Origin of the sequence: Vibrio sp. CK2-1 (assembly GCF_021726515.1) — a bacterium.
Lineage (GTDB): Bacteria > Pseudomonadota > Gammaproteobacteria > Enterobacterales > Vibrionaceae > Vibrio.
This window is the reverse complement of sequence record NZ_JAKKCJ010000002.1, coordinates 112,835-134,885: the sequence shown is the minus strand read 5'-3', so window position 1 is coordinate 134,885 and position 22,051 is coordinate 112,835. Positions and strand designations below refer to the sequence as shown.

Sequence of the window (22,051 nt, the reverse complement as noted above, 5' to 3'; positions counted from 1 at the left end):
AACTTCATATTTTACATATTAGTACTTTCAAAAATCTTATCCGCGGAAGCAGTAACAAACCCTTGATACAACTCTCCATCTTCTTTTTCAAAGCGCTTAGCAAATTCATAAAATCCACCAGGGATCTCCAACTCACCATCGATAAATTCAACTTTGACTTTATCCGCTAAAGTAGACGACTGCTGTAAGCCTACCTCTTTACTGCCTTTAATATCGCCACCAGCATGATTCATTTCAAAGTTATGCCACACTAAGAAATCATTCACTTGTTCAAGGTCGAGAAAACCCGCTAGATGATTAACGCTCACGGTAAAGTGGTTCGCCCCAAAGCCATGGGCAGCAACCCAAGCGGCGTACTCACTTTCTTGCGCTAGAGTTTGATAATCCTCTTTGCTGACACGCCAAGGCCGCCCTTGAGATAAGAATCTCGCATCGTCACTATATTGATTTGGTAGATCATGAAGCAGTTTATTGACGATTTGGTTAAGCGTGTCTGAACATTGGTCTAAACATAATTCGCTAATAAACACTTTTGGGAACAAAGGATCGGGATGTTGATAGTGCTGGGCGTACAACTTTTTCGTTTCAAAATGGTACTCTCCGGCAGGTTGATAGCCAAGCTGCACAAAATGCTTAGCCAGTTGAGGCAAACCTAGTTTACTGCCTGCAAAGGTTCGCAACGCAATATGGTCATTGATTAATTTATCGCTTTTTTGGCTCAATAGCTTTTGAACTTTTGATGCCGAAGGACACAAGCGTTTGGCGTAGTCTTGCCAAAGTTGCTCAAATAATTGTTCGACCGTTACCATGGCTTCCTCTCCAATAAACATAACTCAATTAACTATAGTTCAAGTTCTAGCGTCTATTATTTAACGTATTAATATCTTTCAAAAAACTCACAAAGCCCAGCGGTTATTATTGAGCTAATACTCTTAAGCTATCGCCGGTTTCTACCAATAATAGTTCTGCCACATCTGGTGCAAGATACATCGTATTGCGCTCAGAATCGTAAGCGGCTTTCGCGAGTGTCGCTCTAAAGTCTTGTAGTTTCGTATTAGCGATAAGGTACTGCTGTGAAGAAGAGTGAGCACGCACTTCTACTTTGGTGAGAAGCGATTGCTGCACCGAATGAATACGCTCACGATCGCATTCAACGGTAGGTCCTGCATCGAAGATATCGACATAACCACGGCAAGAAAACCCTTCACGTTCCAGCAACTTTAATGCCGGAGCGGTTTGCTGATGAACCTTACCTATCACTGCTTGCGCTTCAGGGCTGAGTAAGTTGACATAAATCGGCAGCTTAGGCATTAAGTCGGCGATAAAACCTTTACTACCAATGCCAGTTAAGTAATCGGCCAAGGTGAAATCAATCGAGAAAAAATGCTGTTTGAGCCACTGCCAAAAAGGAGAATTACCTTGTTCATCACTCACACCACGCATTTCAGCAATAATGGTGTCAGAAAAGCGTTCGGGGAATTGTGCCAGCATCAGAAAGCGACACTTCGATAATAATCGACCATTAAGACCTTGGCGGTACTCTGGGCGTAAAAATAAAGTACAGAGTTCGCTGCTGCCGGTGTAGTTATTACCTAAGGTCAGTACCTGTACTTCATTGCGCACTTTCAGTCGGTTTGAACTGTGAACGACCTTACTAATGTGATAACTATAAGCCGGCACATCCCAGCCAATCGATGCTTCAATGCCAGTGGTGCCAATAATTTCATTGCTTTCACTATCAACTGCCACCATAAGATAACTTTCATCTTGGCGGGTAAATTGACCGTCTTGTGAGGGCTTTAAAAAGCTTTGCTGTGAATTTTCAATACGGCGAGTCAGGATCTCTTGATTAAGCGGTAGTGAAGTAAAACCATGGCCAGACTCTTCGGCGCAGCGATACAGCGCATCGTAATCAGACAATTGAATCGGGCGAACGATGATCATATTGCCTCCTCCTTTAATTCAGGGTGACTCTTTTAGAATATAAAGTCACCTGAGTATAAGAGTCATAATAAATCATAGGGCAACCTGAGCTGCCCTAGTAGATGAATGGTAGAAGTTAAGTGGTCGAAAGACGATTAAACCAGTGAGGCGATCGCTTGATCGAGTTTCTCCAAACCTTGCTCAATTTCTTTTTGGGTGATCACTAAAGACGGCGTAAAACGCACCACGTTAGCACCAGCCACTAACAGCAATAAGCCGTGTTGACCTGCCGCTACTAAAATATCGCGCGCTCGGCCTTTCCACTCATTATTAAGTTCGGCACCGATCAGTAAACCTTTACCACGAATATCTGCAAATAAACCGTACTTATCGTTTAATGCCGATAGACCTTGTTTTAACCATTGCTCACGCTCAGCAACGCCTTGTAGCACTGATGGCTGACTAATGTGATTAACGACCGCTTCAGCAACCGCACACGCTAATGGATTGCCGCCATAGGTTGAGCCATGAACACCCGCCTTCATATGTTGGGCTAATTCAGTAGTCGTAAGCATTGCGCCAATTGGGAAACCACCGCCAAGCGATTTTGCGGTAGATAGAATATCTGGTGTCACGCCAAGTTCTTGATAAGCATAGAAGTGACCGGTTCTACCGTTACCCGTTTGTACTTCATCAAAGATCAATAACGCATGGTGTTGATCGCAAAGATCTCTCACCGCTTGTACAAACTCAGGATCCGGAGAAACGACCCCACCTTCACCTTGTAGAGGTTCCATCATCACGGCACAGGTTTTATCCGATAAGTGTGCTTTTAATGCTTCAAGATCGTTATAAGGAATATGGGTAATACCGCCCGGCTTAGGGCCAAAGCCATCGGAATAGGCTGGCTGACCACCAACGGTTACCGTGAAGAAGGTACGGCCATGAAAACCTTGGGTAAAGGCGATGATTTCACTTTTTTCTTCGCCATGGGTTTCTTTTGCCCAACGGCGAGCCAGTTTTAATGCAGCTTCATTCGCTTCTGCGCCAGAGTTGGCAAAAAACACTTTTTCAGCAAAACTAATTTCCGTCAGTTTCTTAGCTAAACGTAATGCAGGCTCATTAGTCATGACATTGCTTAAATGCCAAATTTTATTGGCTTGCTCTGTTAATGCTTCAACCATCACCGGATGACAATGACCAAGACAACTCACCGCAATACCACCAGCGAAATCGATGTATTCTTTTCCTTGTTGATCCCAAACCACAGAACCTTGCCCGCGCACTGGAATCATTTCCATCGGGTTGTAACAAGGTACCATCACATCTTCAAACCAACTTCTTTGCACTTGCGTATCGACTGACATCCCTAATCCTCTTCGTTTATTCACCTACTACTAATCTAGCTAACTAGATGAAACGCATCAATGACTTTTTATTTAATTATTATAAATATTTATTCAAACAAGAACATTCCTGAACAGCTGATCAGGTATATACTTTAGAGGATAGTGGAATTCTAGAATAGGATAAAATCTAAATCGCAAGGTTGTGGAACAATTAACGTTTTTGTAACTTTTAGGCAGGATTTATCGCTGAAGGAAATTAGCTAAAATTTGATGGCCGCCTTCGGTCTTAATCGACTCAGGGTGAAACTGCACCGCTTCTATCGGCAAGCTTTTATGCTGGTAACCCATGATTTCATCGAGCTCACCATTGGCTAATGTGGTCCATGCGGTCAATTCGAAGCACTCAGGCAAGCTGGTCGTTTCAACTACTAAAGAGTGATAACGAGTTACGGTTAAAGGATTGGGTAAATCACGAAACACGCTTTGTCCGGTATGAACGATCGGCGAGGTTTTGCCATGCATCACTTGTCTTGCTCTTACCACCTCACCACCAAACGCTTGTGCGATCGCTTGATGGCCTAGGCAAACGCCTAATATTGGCAACTTACCTGCAAAATGTTGAATGGCTTGTAGAGAGATCCCCGCTTCATTGGGGGTACATGGTCCCGGAGAGATCACTAAGTGGCTAGGGTTAAGCGCTTCAATACCGGCGATATCAATTTCGTCGTTACGTATTACTTGTACCTTAGCCCCTAACTCACAAAAGTATTGGTAGAGGTTGTAGGTAAAGGAATCGTAATTATCAATAATCAGCAGCATCTTGAGTTCTTAATACCAAATTAGAAGTGGCTATTCTGCAATAGCGACAAATAAAGGCAAGCTTCTCACACTAGAAAGTTAATAATTTTCCCCACTACAAGATGATTTCGTTCATAAAAACACCATCATTTTTCTTCAAACACGTGTTTAACTCCACATTATTTTTATCTCTAACCCAATACTTAGTGATAAATATGTTAATAATACGTAATCAATTGTATCCAAAGTCATTGGAGTTGCAGTGAAGCGAATAAACATCGTCAACAAATCTGCTGCTTCAAGCACGACGGGTATATACTAGTCTAAATAAGTAAGTGGTCTAAATACCCTCAGTAAGGAAGGCGTCAATGAGCAACTGGCAATCTATTTTACAACACCAAAATCTTGTTCAATTTATTGAAAGCACTTGCTTAAGTGCACCAGACAAACAAGCTTACCAGTGCTTAGGAAAAAGCCATAGTTATGCTGAAATTGAGCAACTTTCTACCTACTTTGCCCAGTGGATACAGCACCAAAGTGGCCTACAGGCCGGTGATCGCATTGCGATCCAATTGCCCAATTTAACTCAATATCCGATTGTCGCTTACGGTGCACTTAAAGCGGGTTTAATTATCGTCAACACCAATCCTTTATATACCCCAAGAGAAATGCATCATCAGTTTAATGATTCTGGTGCCAAGGCATTAATTATTCTCGAAGATTTACTGCCAAAATATGAAGCGATTAAAGATAAAATTGGCATCGAACAAGTGATTGTCACCAAAGCGGCCGATTTACTAAAAGTGGCCGAATCAACCCATCAATACTTCGACTTAATGTCGCTGCTTGAGCAAGGGAAATCACTACCTGAGCGACTACCTCTTCAAGCTAAGCCGGATGATATTGCGGTATTGCAATATACAGGGGGCACAACTGGTGTCGCAAAAGGTGCCAGCCTTACCCATGCCAATATATTAACCAACGCATCTCAAATGGCACAGCGACTAGAGCAACTCCCTCCACTAGACGGTGGCAGCTTTATTTGTCCGCTGCCGCTTTACCATATTTATGCATTTACCGTAAATATGGTCGCGCTATTTGGTTTGGGCGTAACCAATACTTTAATTCCAAACCCACGAGACATTGCCGGCTTTGTTGAGACACTAAAATCGACGCCATTTATTGGCATGTCCGGCATCAACACCCTCTTTGTCGGTTTATGCCAACACCCTGAATTTAAAGATTTAGATTTTTCAAACTTTAAACTAACGATATCTGGTGGCTCAGCGTTAAATAGTTCCACCTTTAATTTATGGAAAGACGTCACCGGTTGCACCATCACCGAAGGTTGGGGCTTGTCTGAAACTTCCCCAGTTCTCACATTAAATGAATTTGGCCAGCAGCAACCTGGTAGTGTGGGCACGCCTCTTTGCGATACCGATATACAAGTGTGGAATGAAGACAATCAACCTTTACCGCAAGGCGAAGTCGGTGAATTAGTCATTAAAGGCCCACAGGTAATGAAAGGTTATTGGAATCGCCCTGAAGATACCGAAAAGAGCATTATTAATGGCTACTTTCTAACGGGAGATGTTGGACTTATTCTGCCAAACGGCGCGATTCAAATCGTCGACCGAATGAAAGATATGATCATCGTCTCGGGCTTTAATGTTTATCCAAATGAAATTGAAGAAGTTTTGTGTCAGCACCCAGAGATCATTGAAGCCGCCATTGTTGGAGCTGAAGATGAAAAAACTGGAGAAAAAGTTGTCGCTCACATAGTCACCACACCAGACAGCGAACTGACAGAAAAAGACATTGAGGCTTATTGCCGTGAAAATTTAGCGGCCTATAAGATCCCGCGTAAGATTTTGTTCCTTGAGGAGCTACCAAAATCAACGGTTGGTAAAGTGCTGCGTCGAGAATTACGTACCTCATAGGAAAGACCAAAAGTCATAAAAACAAAAAAACCGCTGAAAGTATCAACTCCAGCGGTTTTTATCTCTAGACCTAATATCGAATTTAGCCGCGAGGCACAAACCCTACTGCTTGGTAAGCTTTCGCTAACGTCACTGCAGCTTTTGCTGAGGCTTTTTCAGCACCGATTTTCATCACTTGATCCATATAAGCGCGGTCTTCACGGATACGCTTGTATTCAGATTGAATCGGCTCAAGCATCGCAACAATCGCTTCACCCACATCTTTCTTAAATGGGCCGTACATTTCAACGCCAGCATATTGCGCTTCAATTTCTTGATAAGATTTACCCGTTGCTGCCGAGTACAGTCCCATCAAGTTTGAAATGCCTGCTTTATTTTCCACATCATGCGCGATGCGTGGTGGCGTTTCAGCATCGGTTTGCGCTTTATTGATCTTTTTCAGAATCGACTTTGGATCTTCTAAAATGGTAATAACGTTTTTACGGTTATCGTCCGATTTAGACATTTTCTTAGTCGCATCTTGCAAGCTCATTACGCGAGCATTCACTTGTGGAATGTATGGCTCTGGAATTTGGAAAATTGGATTTTCAGGGCTATACACATTATTAAAGCGAGTCGCGATATCACGGGCTAGCTCTAGGTGCTGCTTCTGATCGTTACCGACCGGTACTTGGTGAGCACCGTACAGCAAAATATCCGCCGCCATTAATACTGGGTAGGCAAAAAGCCCAGCGTTGACATCATTAGCGTAACGCTGTGATTTATCCTTGAACTGAGTCATACGATTCAATTCGCCCATTTGGGTATAACAGTTAAGAAGCCAACCTAGTTGAGCATGTTCCGGTACATGTGACTGAACGAATAACGTGCTCTTCTTAGGATCAACACCAACCGCAAGACAAACTGCTAATGCATCTAATGTCGCTTCATACAGAGCTTTAGGATCTTGACGAACCGTAACTGCATGAAGGTCAACAACGCAGTACTGGCAATCATAGTCATCTTGCATTTGTTGCCATTGACGTAGAGCACCCAAGTAGTTACCAATACTCAGTTCACCAGATGGTTGAACACCACTTAATACTATGGGTTTGCTCATGTTTCTTTTCCCTTACTGTCGCCCCTATTAATACTCATCATCGAATACTGGGCTGAAATTAAAAATAATGCCTGTCTCTTTGCATTCAAATTAAATGAAAGATAAACAGGCATTTCAGTTTACTGATCTAGCTCGGTTTGACTAGCGTTTTATCGGACTAATTGTTCGAATAACCACAATTATTGAGAAACACTCAGCACATCTAGCATCTCAGCAATATTATCTGCAACGTAGTCTGGGGCTGAGTCAGAAATTGGCTCACCGTGGTTGTAGCCATAAGTCAGTGCAAAACTATGACAACCGGCATTTTGCGCAGCTAATACATCATTTTTTGAATCGCCGACCATCAGCATTTGCTGTGCGCTGACTTGATGCTTTTCTAATAACCAGTTTAGCGCCATCGGATCTGGCTTTTTATTGGGGAAGTCATCACCACCAATCACATCGACAAACAGATCGGCAATGCCATGCTGCTGCAAAATATCTGGCACAAAAGCGGAAGGCTTATTGGTGACAATCGCCATTTTATAGCCAGCTTGATGCAAGGCCTTCAATGTCGATGTTACATTAGAATATAAATGACTTAATCGATGACCACCTTGGTGATAATACTCATCAAAACGCACACGCGCTTGTTTCAGCAAATCCGCATCTAATGATGGATCAACTTTAATATTCTGACTTAGCGCGCGACCAATCAGTATGTCTGCGCCATTACCAACCCAATCTCGAACTTGTTCTTCGGTTACCGATGGAAAACCTAAGCTTTGTACGGCTTGATCGGCGGCAACCGCCAGATCAGGTACGCTATCAAGTAAAGTGCCATCTAAATCAAATGCGATTAATTGAATATCTTGTAGGGTCTTCACAGCTTCCATTTACAACACACTTCCATTCAAACAAAAAAGAGGCTTGAGTGTATCTCAAGCCTCTTTTGATATCGACCACTAGTTACCTAGGGGCATTTAGCGTTATTTTGCTTTCGCAAGTTCTTCGCGCATCTGATCAATCACTTCTTTATAATCAGGTTGATTGAAAATTGCCGAGCCTGCCACGAACATATCTGCACCCGCTTCAGCGATTTCACGGATATTATCCACTTTCACACCACCATCAATTTCAAGACGGATATTACGGCCACTTGCATCAATACGCTTACGTACTTCACGTAACTTATCTAACGTAGATGGAATGAAAGATTGACCACCAAAGCCTGGGTTTACTGACATCAACAAAATCATATCGACTTTATCCATGATGTAATCTAGGTGATGAAGCGGCGTTGCTGGGTTAAACACTACCCCTGCCTGACAACCGTGTTCTTTGATTAATTGCAAAGTACGGTCAACGTGCTCAGAAGCTTCAATGTGGAAAGTGATCATCGATGCGCCCGCTTTTGCAAACTCAGGCACGATGCTATCGACAGGTTTTACCATTAAGTGAACATCAATCGGCGCAGTAATCCCGTAGTCACGCAACGCTTTACAGATTGGCGCGCCAAAAGTCAGGTTAGGCACATAGTGATTGTCCATCACATCAAAGTGAACAACATCAGCACCCGCGGCTAATACTCTTTCGACATCTTCGCCTAAACGAGCAAAATCAGCAGAGAGGATGGATGGTGCGATCAGAAAGTCTTTCATGGCTAACTCCGAGTATGGCCTAAATCAATGGGATGAAATTGGCGCAAGTTTACCCAAGCAAACGTTTATATACAAGATGAGAGGTAGTTTACGAGTTGATGGTCACGGTATTATTGAGCGAGTTTCGTGGCTCGGGCGCTTCGCTGCTCGTAACTCGGCAAAGACACAGAAAGAAGTGACTAGATACGTGAACACTGTGTTTCGAGTTGAGAGAAAGAGCAGTAAGAGAAAAAAAGAAACGAAAAGGCTGTAGCGAGAGGCGTGAATACTTCATTCTGTGTCGCGAGTTAACAACAGGTTACCACGCTTTTCCTCGTTACACGCTACACGTCACCCACAACAAATTTCGAGCAACGAGAAGTGAAACGACCGAGAATCCGAGTACCGAAACTACCCCTTCGCTTCAAACAGCGCCAATAACTCATCAACCTTGTTACGGCCTGCGCCATTGCGACTGATGGTGCGTTTTACTTTCACTACGTTCAACTGAGCACCTTTATATAGGCGGCGAGTTAATGCGGTATCGTGATTGGAAATCAGTACTGGGATATCGCGTTGCACGGCGGTGTGCTCGGCAATACTGGCTAATTCTGCTTGGTCGTCTAATGAAAAGCCATTACCAGCGTAAGAAGTAAAGTTACTCGCTTGAGCTAATGGAGCATAAGGAGGGTCGCAATACACCACACAACCTTTGCGCGCTCGGGCAAACGTCTGTGGGTAGCCTTCACACACAAATGTCGCCTTCTTGGCTTTTTCAGCAAAGTTCAGCATTTCATTTTCAGGGAAGTAAGGTTTTTTATAAGAACCAAAAGGCACATTAAAGCCACCTTTTTTGTTGTAACGGCATAAACCATTAAAACCGAATCGATTCATATATAGGAAAGCAAGAGAGCGGAAAAAAGTATCTTGGCTCTGGTTAAAGTCAGCGCGTACGCCTAGGTAGACTTCTTTGCGGTTATATTCAGGTGTGAAAAAACGCTGTGCCTCTTGAATAAACAAGTCAGGTTGCTGTTTTAATAAGTTATACAGATTAATTAAGTCTGGATTGATATCGGCCAATAGATATTGGTCATAGTCGGTATTCAAAAATACCGAACCCGCTCCGACGAAAGGTTCAACTAGCTTTCTACCTTCTGGTAGGTGACGTTGAATGTCTTCAACTAAACCGTATTTACCGCCTGCCCATTTGAGGAAAGCTCGCTGCTTCTTCATTTATTTTACTACTCACCGACCACAAGTGTTTTCACCAACCCATCGAAATTGTTGATGGGCTGAGGAATGTAACATATTTCCGCGCTAGGGTCTGCGCTATTTCGCTCGTTCAATTTCTTGATGAACTTGCGCTATCGATTTAGGCCATGGTTGTTCTTTTTGTAGCGCTAATGATAGTTCTTGAGCCGCATCTCGGGTTTCCTTGATGCTAGCAAAGTCTTGGTAAGTCACGATATACCAAGATTGCTGATTACGTAGCGTGCGGTAAACTCGAACTTGACCATCTAGGTCATACATCTTAATAAAGTTAACCGCTTCTTCTTGCTTAGTGACTGCCGCTAATTGCAAGGTATAACGCTCAGCAGGTAATGCTAATAACGCATCATCGGCTAACGTAAGCTGATCATCTTTCAATGAACTTCCCGTATTTTGAACCGATGAAGCTTGAGCGGATGTCACTTCATCATTAGACACTTTGGCATCTTTCGGTGAGTCGCCATCCAGCAATGCATCGACAACCTTTGAAGGCACCACCACACGTTTTTGTTCAGAATCAGACTCATCGCCTACGGTTAACGTTTTATCCGTCACCGCCTGCGGTAGCGTATCGTCTTCTTGAGGTTGTTCGGCATCTAATGTCGATTGCGCACCTGATGTGGTATCCGTTGCTGAACTAACTTGATTTGGAAGTGTATCTGCCGCATCTTGCTTAACTTCATTTTGTTCAATGACATCCGTTTCCGTTTGCTGATCTTGAACTCGAGCCTGATAACTGGTCCACCAAGACCAACCACCTAGAGCCAACAAAATAATAATTAAGGCAATCAACGAACGCTTAACCCAACATACCACCGGTTTTTTATGCGATTCAGATAATGCTAATAAGTTAGCTGGGTATTTAACGACAGATTGAGCAGCGCGATGAATGGCTTGTTTTTTCTTGTCAGAGTCAATATGGGCGACTGGGATAACGAATTGATCGATAAAATCCGTCGCTTCGCTATCGGTTAACGGAGAGATCGTTAAACGCTTAAATTCTGGTTTCGGATCGGTATTTAATGATGACTCATCAATCTCGTTAGGTTTTGTAAACAAGATAACACTGATTTGCCATAATGGATTTTGTTGTGCAGCCAATACTAGCTGTGCCAGCTCATCGAGTAAGTGTTCCGCTAACAAGTTTGCGTCATCAACAATAATCGTCGCCTTGCAGTCTTGGTCTTTGCGAAATACCGATAAGCTCTCAAGTAAGGTTTCTTCGCCAGTACAAAAACTATCCGACAACAGCTGACCGAGAAGTACGCTACGTTGTTGCTCCGCCGTTTGAGTCGGTAAACAAATTAGAAAAGATAATGTTTGAATTTTTTTATCGGTATTAAGGAAGCGTTGTGCAAGCCACGATTTACCAGAACCTTTCTCTCCCTCAACGTAGATTACGTTAGAATCAAGGCGAGTAAACATTTGCAAACCATCAAGAATGTCAGTTTGCGATTCTAATTGCACCATATGTGCACCATCATGAGTCATGCTCATTACTAGCCTCTTAAATACGTCAAAATAGGAATGCTCTATAAATAGCACGCTATCAAATAAAAAATGTCAAAAAAAAACACAATAAATGAATAGTTTATGGAAAAACTACCCAACTGCCATGATTAATATCATTTTCAGTATTATAAACAGGAAAATCAACGCAATAGAGGTTCTACTACGTTGATTCCCAAATTATTTGCCATCTAATATGTGGCATTATATTCATTTAAATATGGCGCTATCGGCAAGCTTCAATTGCTTGTCTGATTATGGCTTCATCAGTATTTCCTAACACTTCCGATGAACCTATTCCAGTCGGCAAAATTAAACGCAATTGACCGGCTAAAACCTTCTTATCTCGCATCATATGTTTAATAAAATGCTCATAAGTCATAGTCTCTGGAGTGTGTATAGGAAGCTTAGCTTCGACCAAAATACGCTGAATTCGTTCAACTTGCTCTGAACTCATTAGCCCTCGAAGCAAAGCCGTATGAGCCGCCATCATGGTGCCAGCAGCAACCGCCTCACCATGTAGCCAGTTGCCGTACCCCATTTCAGCTTCAATCGCGTGGCCATAAGTATGACCAAGGTTAAGCAAAGCACGTACACCGGATTCTTTTTCATCAGCCGCAACCACATCAGCTTTAATTTGGCAGCAACGTGCAATCGCATAGCACAAAGCTTGATTATCCAACGCGACTAACTTGGCCATATTCTGTTCAAGCCAAGTGAAGAAATCACCATCAATGATAATGCCGTATTTAATCACCTCGGCCATACCTGCAGCAAACTCACGCTCAGGTAAAGTATCCAAACAATCGGTATCAATAATCACTGATTTCGGCTGGTAAAAAGCCCCAATCATATTTTTACCGAGTGGATGATTAACCGCAGTTTTTCCACCAACAGATGAATCAACCTGTGACAACAATGTGGTTGGCACCTGAATAAAGTCAACGCCACGCTGATAACAAGCAGCAGCAAAGCCAACTAAATCACCAATCACACCACCACCAAGCGCCACTAGTACAACATCACGGCTGTAGTTACCTTCAAGCAGAAAACTCATAACGGTATTAAAGGTTTCCAACGATTTATATTGCTCGCCATCTGGCAGAGTTAATAAATCAACTTGGCATTGCAGGCTGGTCAATGTTTGAATTAAACGATCAGCGTACAGAGGCGCAACCGTGTCATTACTGATCACGACCACTTTTTGATTGGCTTTTAAATGTGAGAAAAGCGCTGGATTGGTTAACAATCCAGCGCCAATAGAGATAGGATAGCTTCGCTCAGCAAGATCCACATTAATCCGTTCCATGGTTTGGGTCTCCTAAGCTATCGGCTAGTTTTCTTCTAGCATTTTTACAATAAGATTAGCCACTACTTTAGCGCTTTGATCATCAGTGCGCACAGTATAATCAGCGATTTCTTCATATAGAGGATTGCGTTCAGCAGCTAGAGCTTCTAATACTTCACGCGGCTCACCCGTTTGTAATAAAGGGCGTTTTTTATCGCGATTAGTACGAGCCAATTGCTTTTCAATTGTCGTTTCAAGGTAAACCACAATGCCTCGTGCAGATAAGTAATTACGATTATCTTTGCTCTTAATTGAGCCACCGCCTGTTGCCAGTACGATACCTTGCTCTTGAGTTAAGTCATCGATGACAGCTTCTTCGCGAACGCGGAAACCTTCTTCACCTTCAACATCAAATACCCAACTGATATCTGCACCAGTTCTTTGTTCAATAACCGTATCAGAATCTAAGAACTCCATGTGCAGCTGTTGAGCTAGATGTCTACCAATTGTACTTTTGCCGGCACCCATTGGGCCAACAAGAAAAATATTGCGTTTTTCGGCCATGTTTAGCAGTAATTCAACGTTAATTTAATGAAATTGCCATCCGATATTCTATTATGAGGTTTGCTTTATGCGTGCAAAAGCCTCATTAGATATCATTGTGGCACCTAATTCCTCACAGATAATTCGTGATCAGACCCGAAATTATCTAAGTATGGTGCCACTAATGCAACTTTAATTTTGCTTACAATGCATTTATCTTGATTCTTTAATGAACCAGATCGCTTGCAAAGCACCGACCTCACTACTGTAAGACTACTTTTGGTGTCACGAAAATCAATAACTCACTTTTGCCATGATTCTCATAACTACGGCGGAATAGTGCTCCTAAATATGGGATATCTCCCAATAGTGGCACTTTATCGACACTGGTTTGCACAGAATGTTGGTAAATACCACCAAGCACTACCGTCTCACCATTATCAACTAATACCTGAGTACCGATGCGCTGAGTATCAATAGCCACCGCTTCACCGTCACCAGTTTTCACCACCGCCCCAGGTCTATCCTGAGTCACACTTAAATCAAGTACTAAGCGATTATCCGGTGTAATTTGCGGTGTTACTTTCAAGCTTAATACCGCTTTTTTAAAGCTGACTGAAGTCGCGCCACTTGATGCCGCCTCTAAATAAGGAATTTCGGTACCTTGCTCAATATAAGCGGGTTGTTTATTGGTAGTAATCAAACGAGGACTCGAGATAATTTCTGCTTTTGATTCAGCTTGTAATGCCGATAACTCTAAATCCAACAAAGTATCAGAGCCTAACTTTGCCACCTGAAAAGCAATGCTCGATGCATTAGAGCTAGTCGCGGCTAAGTTAACATTAAGGAAATCTTCAATACCGACAGTACTATCACCATTACCAGTAAAATCAATACCATTACCACCATTAGCAATACCAGCTTGACCAACAGTACTTTCTATTGAGCCGCCTGTTGAAAAAGAGCCATTGGTTTCCGCAATCCCCCAGCGAACCCCTAGATCTTGCATATTACCTTCATTGACCGTCACGATACGTGCTTCAATTTGCACTTGCTTAACCGGAATATCTAATGATTCAACAATGCCTTTAATGATGTCGATATTATTTGGCAGATCGCGGATGAGTAATGAGTTTGTTCGCTCATCGACTGTGATATTACCGCGGCTCGACAACATGCTGAGCTCACCTTCACCACCAATTAACCCAGCGATATCCGAGGCTTTAGCAAAATTAACTTGAATCAACTCAGAGCTTAAATCGCCAAGTTCTTCTTCCATACGAGCCTGCTCTAAACGTTGCTTTTGCTGGGCATCCAATTCGGCTTTTGGCGCCACTAAAACAACATTACCTTCGACCCTTTTATCTAAGCCTTTCACTTGCAGGATGATATCCAGCACTTGCTGCCAAGGTACGCCATCTAGGCGAAGTGTTAAGTTGCCAGTCACTGAGTCTGAAACCACGAGGTTAAAACCGTTATAATCAGCGATTAACTGTAATACGTTCCGCACTGGAATATCTTGAAAGTTAATCGAAATGACTTTGTTTTCTTTATCTAAGGCCGTTGTTTGTTTGGCTGCTACCGACCTAGGTTTAGCCTTCACTTCTGTCACGATAATTTCTAAATTCTTACCTTTCAAACGATAGTCATAGGTAAAGTCACCAGAAATTAAAGCTTGTAGACGGGTGTTCGGTTCCTCTCGAAATACCTCAACGGTTTTGACTGCCGTAGAGAAGTCTTTCACGTCGATCACATACAAATCATCATCGCTGACTTGAGTATGAATTAAATCAATGGCTAAACCTTGAGGGTTTTTCTTAATATCTACCGCTGAGGCAGAAGAGCCTAACTTGACGACAATCACCCCTTCTTTTTCTTTATTTAAACGAAAGTCGAGGCCAACAAATTTATTACTCAACCCTTGCTCTGATTGTGTCGCCGAGCTAGAAGTCTTAGAAGAGGTTGTCGCAGCAACGGCAGTTGGTCCTGAAAGAAGTGTACAAGCAATGGTCGACATCAAAGTGAATTGGCGAGTCCAAGCTGTCAGCGTTAATCCTTTATGCATAATTTAATACTCAATTATTATCTTCACGTCGTTGTGATTACTTCAGCGCTAACTTAACGTTTCGCTGCTGCCAACACCCCAATCCATCTGGGAGTGTCTCTTTGATTAAAATAAATTTCGGGGTCACTTGAGCCACCTTGCCGTTATTCAACCCAACATATTCTCCAGGTTGAACCTTCACTAAAGTGCCTTTCGGCGTTTGCACTAAACCAGAAATATCATCTTTACTACCCATTACCCCTCGAAGGTGTAATTGCTCTAACGGATACTGTTCAAGCTGGCCCGTTTTGCTACGTAACCCCGGTTGCCAGCAGTCTTGCTTCGTTCGAGGCTGATTGGCCACCGCAACAGCAGGTAAGCTAAAAGGTGCTCGTAAACTCATACCGCTATATTGCGATGCTTTAAACGGTTTCTCCGGCTCCAGCTGGGCAATTTCTTTACGTGATTGATTTTCCACTTGAGAAATAAAATTAGGGATCGAATCATTGGATTGCTGACAACCGACTAGTACCAATGCAGAAAGCATCGTCAAACTTGGCTTCATCATTGACCATCCTCCGGCTTAAACTGGTAGGTATAAGCACGAACACGGAAGTGCAACGTACTACTTTCTTGACTCACGCGTTGCCACTCCACATTGTGTAAACTGATAATCCGTGGCAATTTAGCAACGGCTTCAGAGAACTGAGCGATATCGTTATAAGCACCGGTAAGCTCAATATTCAGTGGCAGACGATATAAGAACTCCTGTACTTGCTTTTCGCCCCAATCAACACGGGTAAAACTCAAATCATTTTTAATACCAATATCGTTCACTGAAGACAGCATGCTCGCGAGCTCTTTTTGAACCGGCAACTGCTTTAATAAATATTGATAGCGAGTATTCAATTCATCGAGCTGCGCTTGTAGCTGCGGTAGTGCTGCCACTTTGGCGGCTTTGATGCGAATAGAACTTTTTAACGTGACCTCTTGTTGACGAATCTGCTCAAGCTCATCTTGCTGTGGCGATAAATAAAACCAAGCGCCAACAACTTGCAGCACGATCACCAATGCGCCAATCGCTAATAACTGAGGAAGTAATGGCCATTCCGGCATATCTTCAAAATCAAGTTCTCGAAAATCGACCATTACTGACCTCCTTGTTTAGCAATAGTCTGCCCATCGTTCGCTTGTTCCGGTTGTTCTTCTTCAAAGCGAAATGACAATTTAAAACTTTGAAACTTTTTACCAAACAATACCTTGCCAGAAATAATGGAATGCATTTCCACATCAACGAGCCAGGTAGAGTTTTCGAAATTATCCAACATGGTCGCCAGACGAGCGGTGCTATCACTCACCCCTGCCATCTCTACTTCTCTGCCACTCATTTTAATTTTGTCGACATAGACGCCCTCTGGAACTAACTCCGGCATAAGGTTCATAAAATCAGTGGTTTTATTACGCTCATTTTGCAGCGACTCAACCAACCTTAAACGCGTTAATATCGACTTATGTTTGGCTTCAATTTCTTTTAAGTTGACTAATTCTTTATCAAGTTTGCTGATATAAGTTTGTAGTTGTTGATTACGACTCTTTTGCTGATCTTTTAAATGATCGATATATAAGCTGGCAAACCATTGCAGCATCAATGCGGCCAAGATCCCTAAAACCACCATTCCATAGAAGCGTTGCTTATATTGCTGACGCTTTTCTTCACGCCATGGCAGCAGGTTAATATCATGCAACATGCTTTCCTCCTTGCCATTGAATGCCGCGAATGGCTAATCCAGCCGCCACGCTAAAGGTGCATGCTTCTGATTGAATATTATTTTTCACTTTGCCTTGCAGCAGCTTTAATGGATCAAGTACTTCAACAGCAAGGTCGAGCTTTTCTGATAAATACTCATCAATCGCTGCTAAGGTTGCGCCACCACCAGTTAACCAAATCCCTTCAATTTTTTGCTGCTGGTTAACCGAGCCGTACATACTAAGCTGACGAGTTAAACGCTCCGCTAATTCGGCAATAAATTCATCTTGCTGATTCAGCTCAACGCTTGGTGAGTCACTATCGAGGGTTAATGCCGGAGAAGGCTTGATGTTTTGCGTACCAAAAGGAATATCTTTGTAATAAGCAGGGCGATTATTCGGCGCAATACACAGTGAAGTTTGACTATGGCCAATATCAACTAACAACCAACTTTGCTTTGTCGGGTCAACTTGAGTCGCCAATTGCCATACTCGAAGCAGGCCATGGGCTTGGATGTCCATCACAATTGGTTTGAAGCCGGATTTTTTTACCGCATCCATGCGACTTTCTATCACTTCTTTACGAGTGGCATAAACTTGATAGGTCGAAGTAGGTGCTCGCTTTAAGGTATCCGATTCCACTTTGACATAATCTAAGCTTAAATCTTCTACCGGAAAGGGCGATTGCTGACCAAACACTTGGTAGATAGCAAATTCTTTTTCTCGTTCTTCTAGTTCGCTATCAATATGCAGAACTTTACTGATTACCGCATTGTCTGGCACGGATAACACAACATTTCTGGCCATCATTGGCAGCTGTTTTTTTAACTCTTTTAATTTTTTGACAATCTCTTGATGATCAAAGGTATGGTTATCTGAAAAAATAGCCTCCGTTGCTGGCACTTCTTTGTAACTCACCAGTTCAAACAGTTCTCCAGCGGGTTTCATAACCACAGCTTTAATACTATGGTGACCAATATCGATGCCCGTGACGAAAGATTTACCCATATTGCTAGGCTCCAGCTAGAGGAATCGCTCCTCAACAAAGGTTGGATGAATAAATAAGCGCACTTAACTACTTAATAAACCGATAAGCCGATTTACTAAAATTCAAATCATTGATGGAAATAACATCCCTTATTGAAATGACATCACTTATTAAAATAAAAAGTTAAGAACGCATTTTTTTAGCGATATGCTAATATGTGCACCTACTGTACAGGTGTTTATATCGACACATCCTTACTCAATCAGGGAATATCCGGTGAAGTTCATAAAGCCATTGCTCATTTTTTCATTTGTTTGCATGATTCTTGGAGTGACAACAATTTTTGGGTTCTATTACTACCTAAAACCTCAGCTCCCAGACGTTGCAACTTTGAAGAACGTACAACTGCAAACCCCAATGCAAGTCTATAGCCAAGATGGAAAGCTAATTGCTCAGTTTGGTGAAAAACGACGCATCCCTCTTAAGCTCGATGATATTCCGCTGCAAATGCAAGAAGCCTTCATCGCAACGGAAGATAGCCGCTATTACCAACACTATGGTATTGACCCAATTGGTATTGTGCGTGCCGCAGTCGTAGTGGCAATTTCAGGCTCAGCGAAACAAGGTGCGAGTACCATTACTCAGCAGCTTGCGCGTAACTTCTTCTTGTCGAATGACAAAAAGATCATGCGTAAAATCAAAGAGATTTTTATCGCGATTCACATTGAGCAAGTTCTGAATAAACAAGAAATCCTAGAGTTGTACCTCAACAAAATTTATTTGGGATACCGCTCTTATGGTGTAGGTGCTGCGTCTTTAAGTTATTTTGGTAAAGAACCGAAAGACTTAACCTTAGGTGAGATGGCAATTATTGCTGGTCTTCCTAAAGCGCCATCGACCATGAACCCTATCTACTCGATTGATCGTGCCAAGACTCGTCGTCATGTTGTATTGCTTCGTATGCTAGAAGAGAAGTACATCACTCAAGAAGAGTTTGATGCTGCTGATGCAGAACCGATTGATGGTAAATATCACGGTGCACATATTGAAGTGAATGCCCCTTATGTTGCTGAATTAGCACGTGGTTGGGCAGTAAAACGTTACGGTGAAGAAGCTTATAGCTCAGGTATGCAGGTTTACACTACGGTGAAATCTAACTTGCAAGAAGCTGCTAACCAAGCCGCGATTGGTAACCTACTTAACTATGACGAGCGTCATGGCTACCGTGGTGCTGAAGCCGTGGCTTGGAAACCACAAGAAACCGCCTTTACTCAAGAGCAAATGGATAAGTACCTAAAAGGCAAGCCAACGTTTGGTTTGATCCACCCTGCTCTAGTGACGGGTATTTCTCAACGCTCTGCTACCGTGTACATCAAAAACCGTGGTGAACAAACCATTGAATGGGACGGTTTGAAATGGGCGCGTAAATACTATAACGATAAACGCCAAGGCCCAGCGCCATCTAAAGCGGCTGACATGCTAGAAATCGGTCAGCAGATCTGGGTTCGTCCAATGGGCGTTTTAGAAGAAAAACCAGCGGCAGAAGAAACGGAAAATGCTTTAGACCAACAAGCAAATGCCGAAGAAGAAGAAATCGTTGATCCAATTGCTAACTCCACCTGGCAGCTAAGCCAAGTGCCAATTGTGAATACTGCTTTTGTCGCATTAAACCCTGATGACGGCGCAGTACTATCATTGGTTGGTGGTTTTAACTTTGTGCACAGTAAATTTGACCGTGCCACAATGGCAGAGCGTCAAGTAGGTTCAAGTATTAAACCTTTCATCTACTCATCTGCAATAGATAAAGGCTTAACCTTAGCCACCTTAATTAACGATGCACCGATTAACCAATGGGATGAAGGTCAAGGCACTGCATGGCGTCCGAAGAACTCACCACCGGTGTATTTAGGCCCAACCATGTTACGTCGTGGTTTAGCCCAATCGAAAAACGTAATGGCAGTACGCACACTACGCCGTGTTGGCCTAGATGATGTACTAGACTACCTACCTCGCTTTGGTTTCGATCCGGAAAAACTGCCGCATTCAGAAACTATCGCACTGGGTGCGGGTAGCTTAACGCCAATCAAAATGGCACAAGGTATTGCAGTATTTGCCAATGGCGGTTACTACGTAGAACCTTACTATATTGATCACGTTAACAGCCCATACGGTGATTTGGTTTTCCGTTCAAACCCAACTAAAGTATGTGAAAGAAACTGTTCACATGAGCCTGTTGTGATCGATGACCAAGGCACCGAAGAACAACCTAAATACGCTGAAAAAGTCATCTCACCACAAACTGCATTCCTCGTGCGTGAAATGATGTACAGCAACATTTGGGGTGGCGGTGTTTGGAGTAACGGCACTGGCTGGAACGGTACAGGTTGGCGTGGACAAGCATTAAAACGCCGCGATATCGGTGGTAAAACCGGTACCACCAACGACTCAGTCGATACTTGGTATAACGGCTACGCTCCGGGCATTGTTGCCAGTACTTGGGTTGGTTTTGATGGTGCTAACCGTCCACTTGGTTATACCGCCGCTAACGCAAACTTTGATCGCAAAGAGCAATATAACGGTGGCGAATCAGGCGCAACAACCGCTCAGCCAGCTTGGGTTGAGTTTATGAAAATTGCCCTGAAAGATGTACCTGAGCAAGAAAAACAACTACCACCAGGAATCATTCGTGTGCGTATTGACCGCGACAGTGGCTTACTCACCGATAAAAATGATGATTCTTCAATGTGGGAATACTTTGAAGCGGGTACTCAGCCAACCGAATCAGTAGTAGAAGATCAAGGTACCGATCTCTATTCTGAAGATGAAGATGGCGATAGCTTATTCTAAGTCTTGCTTTAAACGATTCTAAATAGCAAAAAGTCTACATAACAAAGAGGCCATCGATATTCGATGGCCTCTTTTTTGTTTCGTTTATGTTCTATTAATCGTTGAGATTAACCGTCTTCGAGATAAATTCAGCAAGCTGCTCAAAACGCTTTCTTAATGGCGAACCCGGTCGATAAGCCAGCACTACTTTACGACTAGGCGTAGGGTTAATCGCTTTTAAATAACACACGCCGTCTTTAATCTTTTCTTTAGGAACGGATAATTGTGGCAATAAAGTCACGCCACCACCCGCTGCGACCATGTTTCGCAAGGTTTCTAAACTGGTCGCTTTAAAACGATCATCATCATTAGCGCCCGCAGCAAAACAAAAACCTAAAGCTTGATCGCGTAAGCAATGACCATCACCAAGAGAGAGTACGGTATGGCCTTTTAATTGCTCCATTTCTAACTCTGTCTTTTCAGCCCATGGGTGCGCTTCAGGCACCGCCATCATGAGTGGTTCATCAAGTATATCTAGCTCAATAAAAGGCTGAGTCTCCGCCACCGAAGCAAGCACGATACAATCTAAACGCCCTTCTTCTAACTGTCTGACTAATTGATTGGTTTGAGCTTCATGCAAAAATAATTCGAGATCGGGAAAAGCCTTTTTTAACGGCTGAATGATGCGTGGCAACAAATAAGGACCTATCGTTGGAATAAAGCCAATATGCAGCGGCCCACTCATTTCCTTACCTTGCAAACTGGCCATATCAATAAAAGTCTTCACCTCTGCTAGCACGCGCTTGGCTTGAGACACCAACTGCAAACCAGAATCGGTAAATAGGACTCGGCGACTACTACGTTCAAGTAACGACGTTCCTAGCTCATCTTCCATTTTTCTAATTTGGCCACTCAGCGTCGGCTGACTAACAAAGCAGGCTTCCGCCGCTTTACGAAAATGTTTATGTTCCGCTAGTGCAACTAAATATTCAAAATCACGGATATTCACACAACAACTCCATAGTAAAAAACTATCAAAACAATAGCACTAAACGATTGGGGCTATCAAAGATTTTTGATGATAATAACCCCGACAACCGCACTTCA

The 22,051-nt window shown here is 42.9% G+C and carries 19 protein-coding genes; 2 read left to right on the top strand and 17 right to left on the bottom strand.

The features are described from left to right. Nucleotides 1-11: 11 nt before the first annotated feature. The 4 genes from L3V25_RS05390 to L3V25_RS05375 all read right to left on the bottom strand — a co-directional run bounded on the left by L3V25_RS05390 (nucleotide 12) and on the right by L3V25_RS05375 (nucleotide 4,091). Nucleotides 12-809 carry a DUF1338 domain-containing protein gene (locus L3V25_RS05390; protein WP_237294471.1) on the bottom strand — a complete coding sequence of 266 codons (798 nt, stop codon included), beginning with the start codon at nucleotides 807-809 and terminating at the stop codon, nucleotides 12-14. 106 nt (nucleotides 810-915) lie between these two features. Beyond that, on the bottom strand, nucleotides 916-1,944 hold the full coding sequence (gene astA, locus L3V25_RS05385) for an arginine N-succinyltransferase (protein WP_237294470.1): 1,029 nt from the start codon (nucleotides 1,942-1,944) through the stop codon (nucleotides 916-918). A gap of 134 nt (nucleotides 1,945-2,078) precedes the next feature. After that, on the bottom strand, nucleotides 2,079-3,290 hold the full coding sequence (locus L3V25_RS05380) for an aspartate aminotransferase family protein (protein ID WP_237294469.1): 1,212 nt from the start codon (nucleotides 3,288-3,290) through the stop codon (nucleotides 2,079-2,081). A 222-nt stretch (nucleotides 3,291-3,512) separates the two neighbouring features. After that, the gene (locus L3V25_RS05375; RefSeq protein WP_237294468.1) at nucleotides 3,513-4,091 is read right to left on the bottom strand and encodes an aminodeoxychorismate/anthranilate synthase component II; all 579 of its coding nucleotides are present in this window, start codon (nucleotides 4,089-4,091) and stop codon (nucleotides 3,513-3,515) included. 347 nt (nucleotides 4,092-4,438) lie between these two features. Between L3V25_RS05375 and L3V25_RS05370 the strand changes: the two genes are divergently transcribed. Then, a complete protein-coding gene (locus L3V25_RS05370) occupies nucleotides 4,439-6,010 on the top strand; it encodes a long-chain fatty acid--CoA ligase (protein ID WP_237294467.1) in 1,572 nt (523 codons plus the stop codon). Between the two features lie 82 nt (nucleotides 6,011-6,092). Here the strand turns inward: L3V25_RS05370 and trpS are convergent, their stop codons facing one another. The 12 genes from trpS to pilM all read right to left on the bottom strand — a co-directional run bounded on the left by trpS (nucleotide 6,093) and on the right by pilM (nucleotide 18,138). Further along, nucleotides 6,093-7,109 carry a tryptophan--tRNA ligase gene (trpS, locus tag L3V25_RS05365; RefSeq protein ID WP_237294466.1) on the bottom strand — a complete coding sequence of 339 codons (1,017 nt, stop codon included), beginning with the start codon at nucleotides 7,107-7,109 and terminating at the stop codon, nucleotides 6,093-6,095. A gap of 179 nt (nucleotides 7,110-7,288) precedes the next feature. Then, entirely contained in the window at nucleotides 7,289-7,987 is a 699-nt protein-coding gene (locus L3V25_RS05360) for a phosphoglycolate phosphatase (protein ID WP_237294465.1), read from the bottom strand. A 93-nt stretch (nucleotides 7,988-8,080) separates the two neighbouring features. Next, on the bottom strand, nucleotides 8,081-8,752 hold the full coding sequence (gene rpe, locus L3V25_RS05355) for a ribulose-phosphate 3-epimerase (protein WP_237294464.1): 672 nt from the start codon (nucleotides 8,750-8,752) through the stop codon (nucleotides 8,081-8,083). A gap of 390 nt (nucleotides 8,753-9,142) precedes the next feature. Continuing rightward, on the bottom strand, nucleotides 9,143-9,964 hold the full coding sequence (locus L3V25_RS05350; protein WP_237294463.1) for a Dam family site-specific DNA-(adenine-N6)-methyltransferase: 822 nt from the start codon (nucleotides 9,962-9,964) through the stop codon (nucleotides 9,143-9,145). Nucleotides 9,965-10,060: 96 nt separating this feature from the next. Further along, nucleotides 10,061-11,497, bottom strand: coding sequence for an AAA family ATPase (locus tag L3V25_RS05345; RefSeq protein WP_237294462.1), 1,437 nt, complete (start codon nucleotides 11,495-11,497; stop codon nucleotides 10,061-10,063). Between the two features lie 238 nt (nucleotides 11,498-11,735). Further along, nucleotides 11,736-12,818: a 3-dehydroquinate synthase gene (gene aroB, locus L3V25_RS05340; RefSeq protein WP_237294461.1), complete on the bottom strand. Its 1,083-nt coding sequence runs from the start codon at nucleotides 12,816-12,818 to the stop codon at nucleotides 11,736-11,738. A gap of 24 nt (nucleotides 12,819-12,842) precedes the next feature. After that, a complete protein-coding gene (gene aroK / locus L3V25_RS05335) occupies nucleotides 12,843-13,361 on the bottom strand; it encodes a shikimate kinase AroK (protein ID WP_089124957.1) in 519 nt (172 codons plus the stop codon). Between the two features lie 241 nt (nucleotides 13,362-13,602). Then, nucleotides 13,603-15,405 (bottom strand): type IV pilus secretin PilQ family protein, encoded by a 1,803-nt coding sequence (locus tag L3V25_RS05330; protein WP_237294460.1) that lies wholly within the window; start codon nucleotides 15,403-15,405, stop codon nucleotides 13,603-13,605. 37 nt (nucleotides 15,406-15,442) lie between these two features. Continuing rightward, nucleotides 15,443-15,949, bottom strand: a complete 507-nt coding sequence (locus L3V25_RS05325; RefSeq protein WP_237294962.1) for a pilus assembly protein PilP — start codon at nucleotides 15,947-15,949, stop codon at nucleotides 15,443-15,445. Further along, nucleotides 15,949-16,533 (bottom strand): type 4a pilus biogenesis protein PilO, encoded by a 585-nt coding sequence (gene pilO, locus L3V25_RS05320; RefSeq protein WP_237294459.1) that lies wholly within the window; start codon nucleotides 16,531-16,533, stop codon nucleotides 15,949-15,951. The genes L3V25_RS05325 and pilO overlap by 1 nt, the downstream gene beginning before the upstream one ends. Next, the gene (locus L3V25_RS05315) at nucleotides 16,533-17,132 is read right to left on the bottom strand and encodes a PilN domain-containing protein (RefSeq protein ID WP_237294458.1); all 600 of its coding nucleotides are present in this window, start codon (nucleotides 17,130-17,132) and stop codon (nucleotides 16,533-16,535) included. The genes pilO and L3V25_RS05315 overlap by 1 nt, the downstream gene beginning before the upstream one ends. Continuing rightward, a complete protein-coding gene (gene pilM, locus L3V25_RS05310) occupies nucleotides 17,122-18,138 on the bottom strand; it encodes a type IV pilus assembly protein PilM (protein WP_237294457.1) in 1,017 nt (338 codons plus the stop codon). Before pilM ends, L3V25_RS05315 begins: the two co-directional genes overlap by 11 nt. 256 nt (nucleotides 18,139-18,394) lie before the next feature. Here pilM and L3V25_RS05305 point away from each other — a divergent pair, with 256 nt between their 5' ends. Continuing rightward, nucleotides 18,395-20,965, top strand: coding sequence for a PBP1A family penicillin-binding protein (locus tag L3V25_RS05305; protein ID WP_237294456.1), 2,571 nt, complete (start codon nucleotides 18,395-18,397; stop codon nucleotides 20,963-20,965). Nucleotides 20,966-21,059: 94 nt separating this feature from the next. On the opposite strand, the gene oxyR is transcribed toward L3V25_RS05305, so the two are convergent. Beyond that, nucleotides 21,060-21,953, bottom strand: a complete 894-nt coding sequence (gene oxyR, locus L3V25_RS05300) for a DNA-binding transcriptional regulator OxyR (RefSeq protein WP_237294455.1) — start codon at nucleotides 21,951-21,953, stop codon at nucleotides 21,060-21,062. Nucleotides 21,954-22,051 lie beyond the last annotated feature (98 nt).

Coding starts and splice junctions, on each gene's coding strand:
- L3V25_RS05390 (WP_237294471.1), bottom strand. CDS start 809: ATGGTAACGGTCGAACAATTATTTGAGCAACTTTGGCAAGACTACGCC.
- astA (WP_237294470.1), bottom strand. CDS start 1,944: ATGATCATCGTTCGCCCGATTCAATTGTCTGATTACGATGCGCTGTAT.
- L3V25_RS05380 (WP_237294469.1), bottom strand. CDS start 3,290: ATGTCAGTCGATACGCAAGTGCAAAGAAGTTGGTTTGAAGATGTGATG.
- L3V25_RS05375 (WP_237294468.1), bottom strand. CDS start 4,091: ATGCTGCTGATTATTGATAATTACGATTCCTTTACCTACAACCTCTAC.
- L3V25_RS05370 (WP_237294467.1), top strand. CDS start 4,439: ATGAGCAACTGGCAATCTATTTTACAACACCAAAATCTTGTTCAATTT.
- trpS (WP_237294466.1), bottom strand. CDS start 7,109: ATGAGCAAACCCATAGTATTAAGTGGTGTTCAACCATCTGGTGAACTG.
- L3V25_RS05360 (WP_237294465.1), bottom strand. CDS start 7,987: ATGGAAGCTGTGAAGACCCTACAAGATATTCAATTAATCGCATTTGAT.
- rpe (WP_237294464.1), bottom strand. CDS start 8,752: ATGAAAGACTTTCTGATCGCACCATCCATCCTCTCTGCTGATTTTGCT.
- L3V25_RS05350 (WP_237294463.1), bottom strand. CDS start 9,964: ATGAAGAAGCAGCGAGCTTTCCTCAAATGGGCAGGCGGTAAATACGGT.
- L3V25_RS05345 (WP_237294462.1), bottom strand. CDS start 11,497: ATGAGCATGACTCATGATGGTGCACATATGGTGCAATTAGAATCGCAA.
- aroB (WP_237294461.1), bottom strand. CDS start 12,818: ATGGAACGGATTAATGTGGATCTTGCTGAGCGAAGCTATCCTATCTCT.
- aroK (WP_089124957.1), bottom strand. CDS start 13,361: ATGGCCGAAAAACGCAATATTTTTCTTGTTGGCCCAATGGGTGCCGGC.
- L3V25_RS05330 (WP_237294460.1), bottom strand. CDS start 15,405: ATGCATAAAGGATTAACGCTGACAGCTTGGACTCGCCAATTCACTTTG.
- L3V25_RS05325 (WP_237294962.1), bottom strand. CDS start 15,949: ATGAAGCCAAGTTTGACGATGCTTTCTGCATTGGTACTAGTCGGTTGT.
- pilO (WP_237294459.1), bottom strand. CDS start 16,533: ATGGTCGATTTTCGAGAACTTGATTTTGAAGATATGCCGGAATGGCCA.
- L3V25_RS05315 (WP_237294458.1), bottom strand. CDS start 17,132: ATGTTGCATGATATTAACCTGCTGCCATGGCGTGAAGAAAAGCGTCAG.
- pilM (WP_237294457.1), bottom strand. CDS start 18,138: ATGGGTAAATCTTTCGTCACGGGCATCGATATTGGTCACCATAGTATT.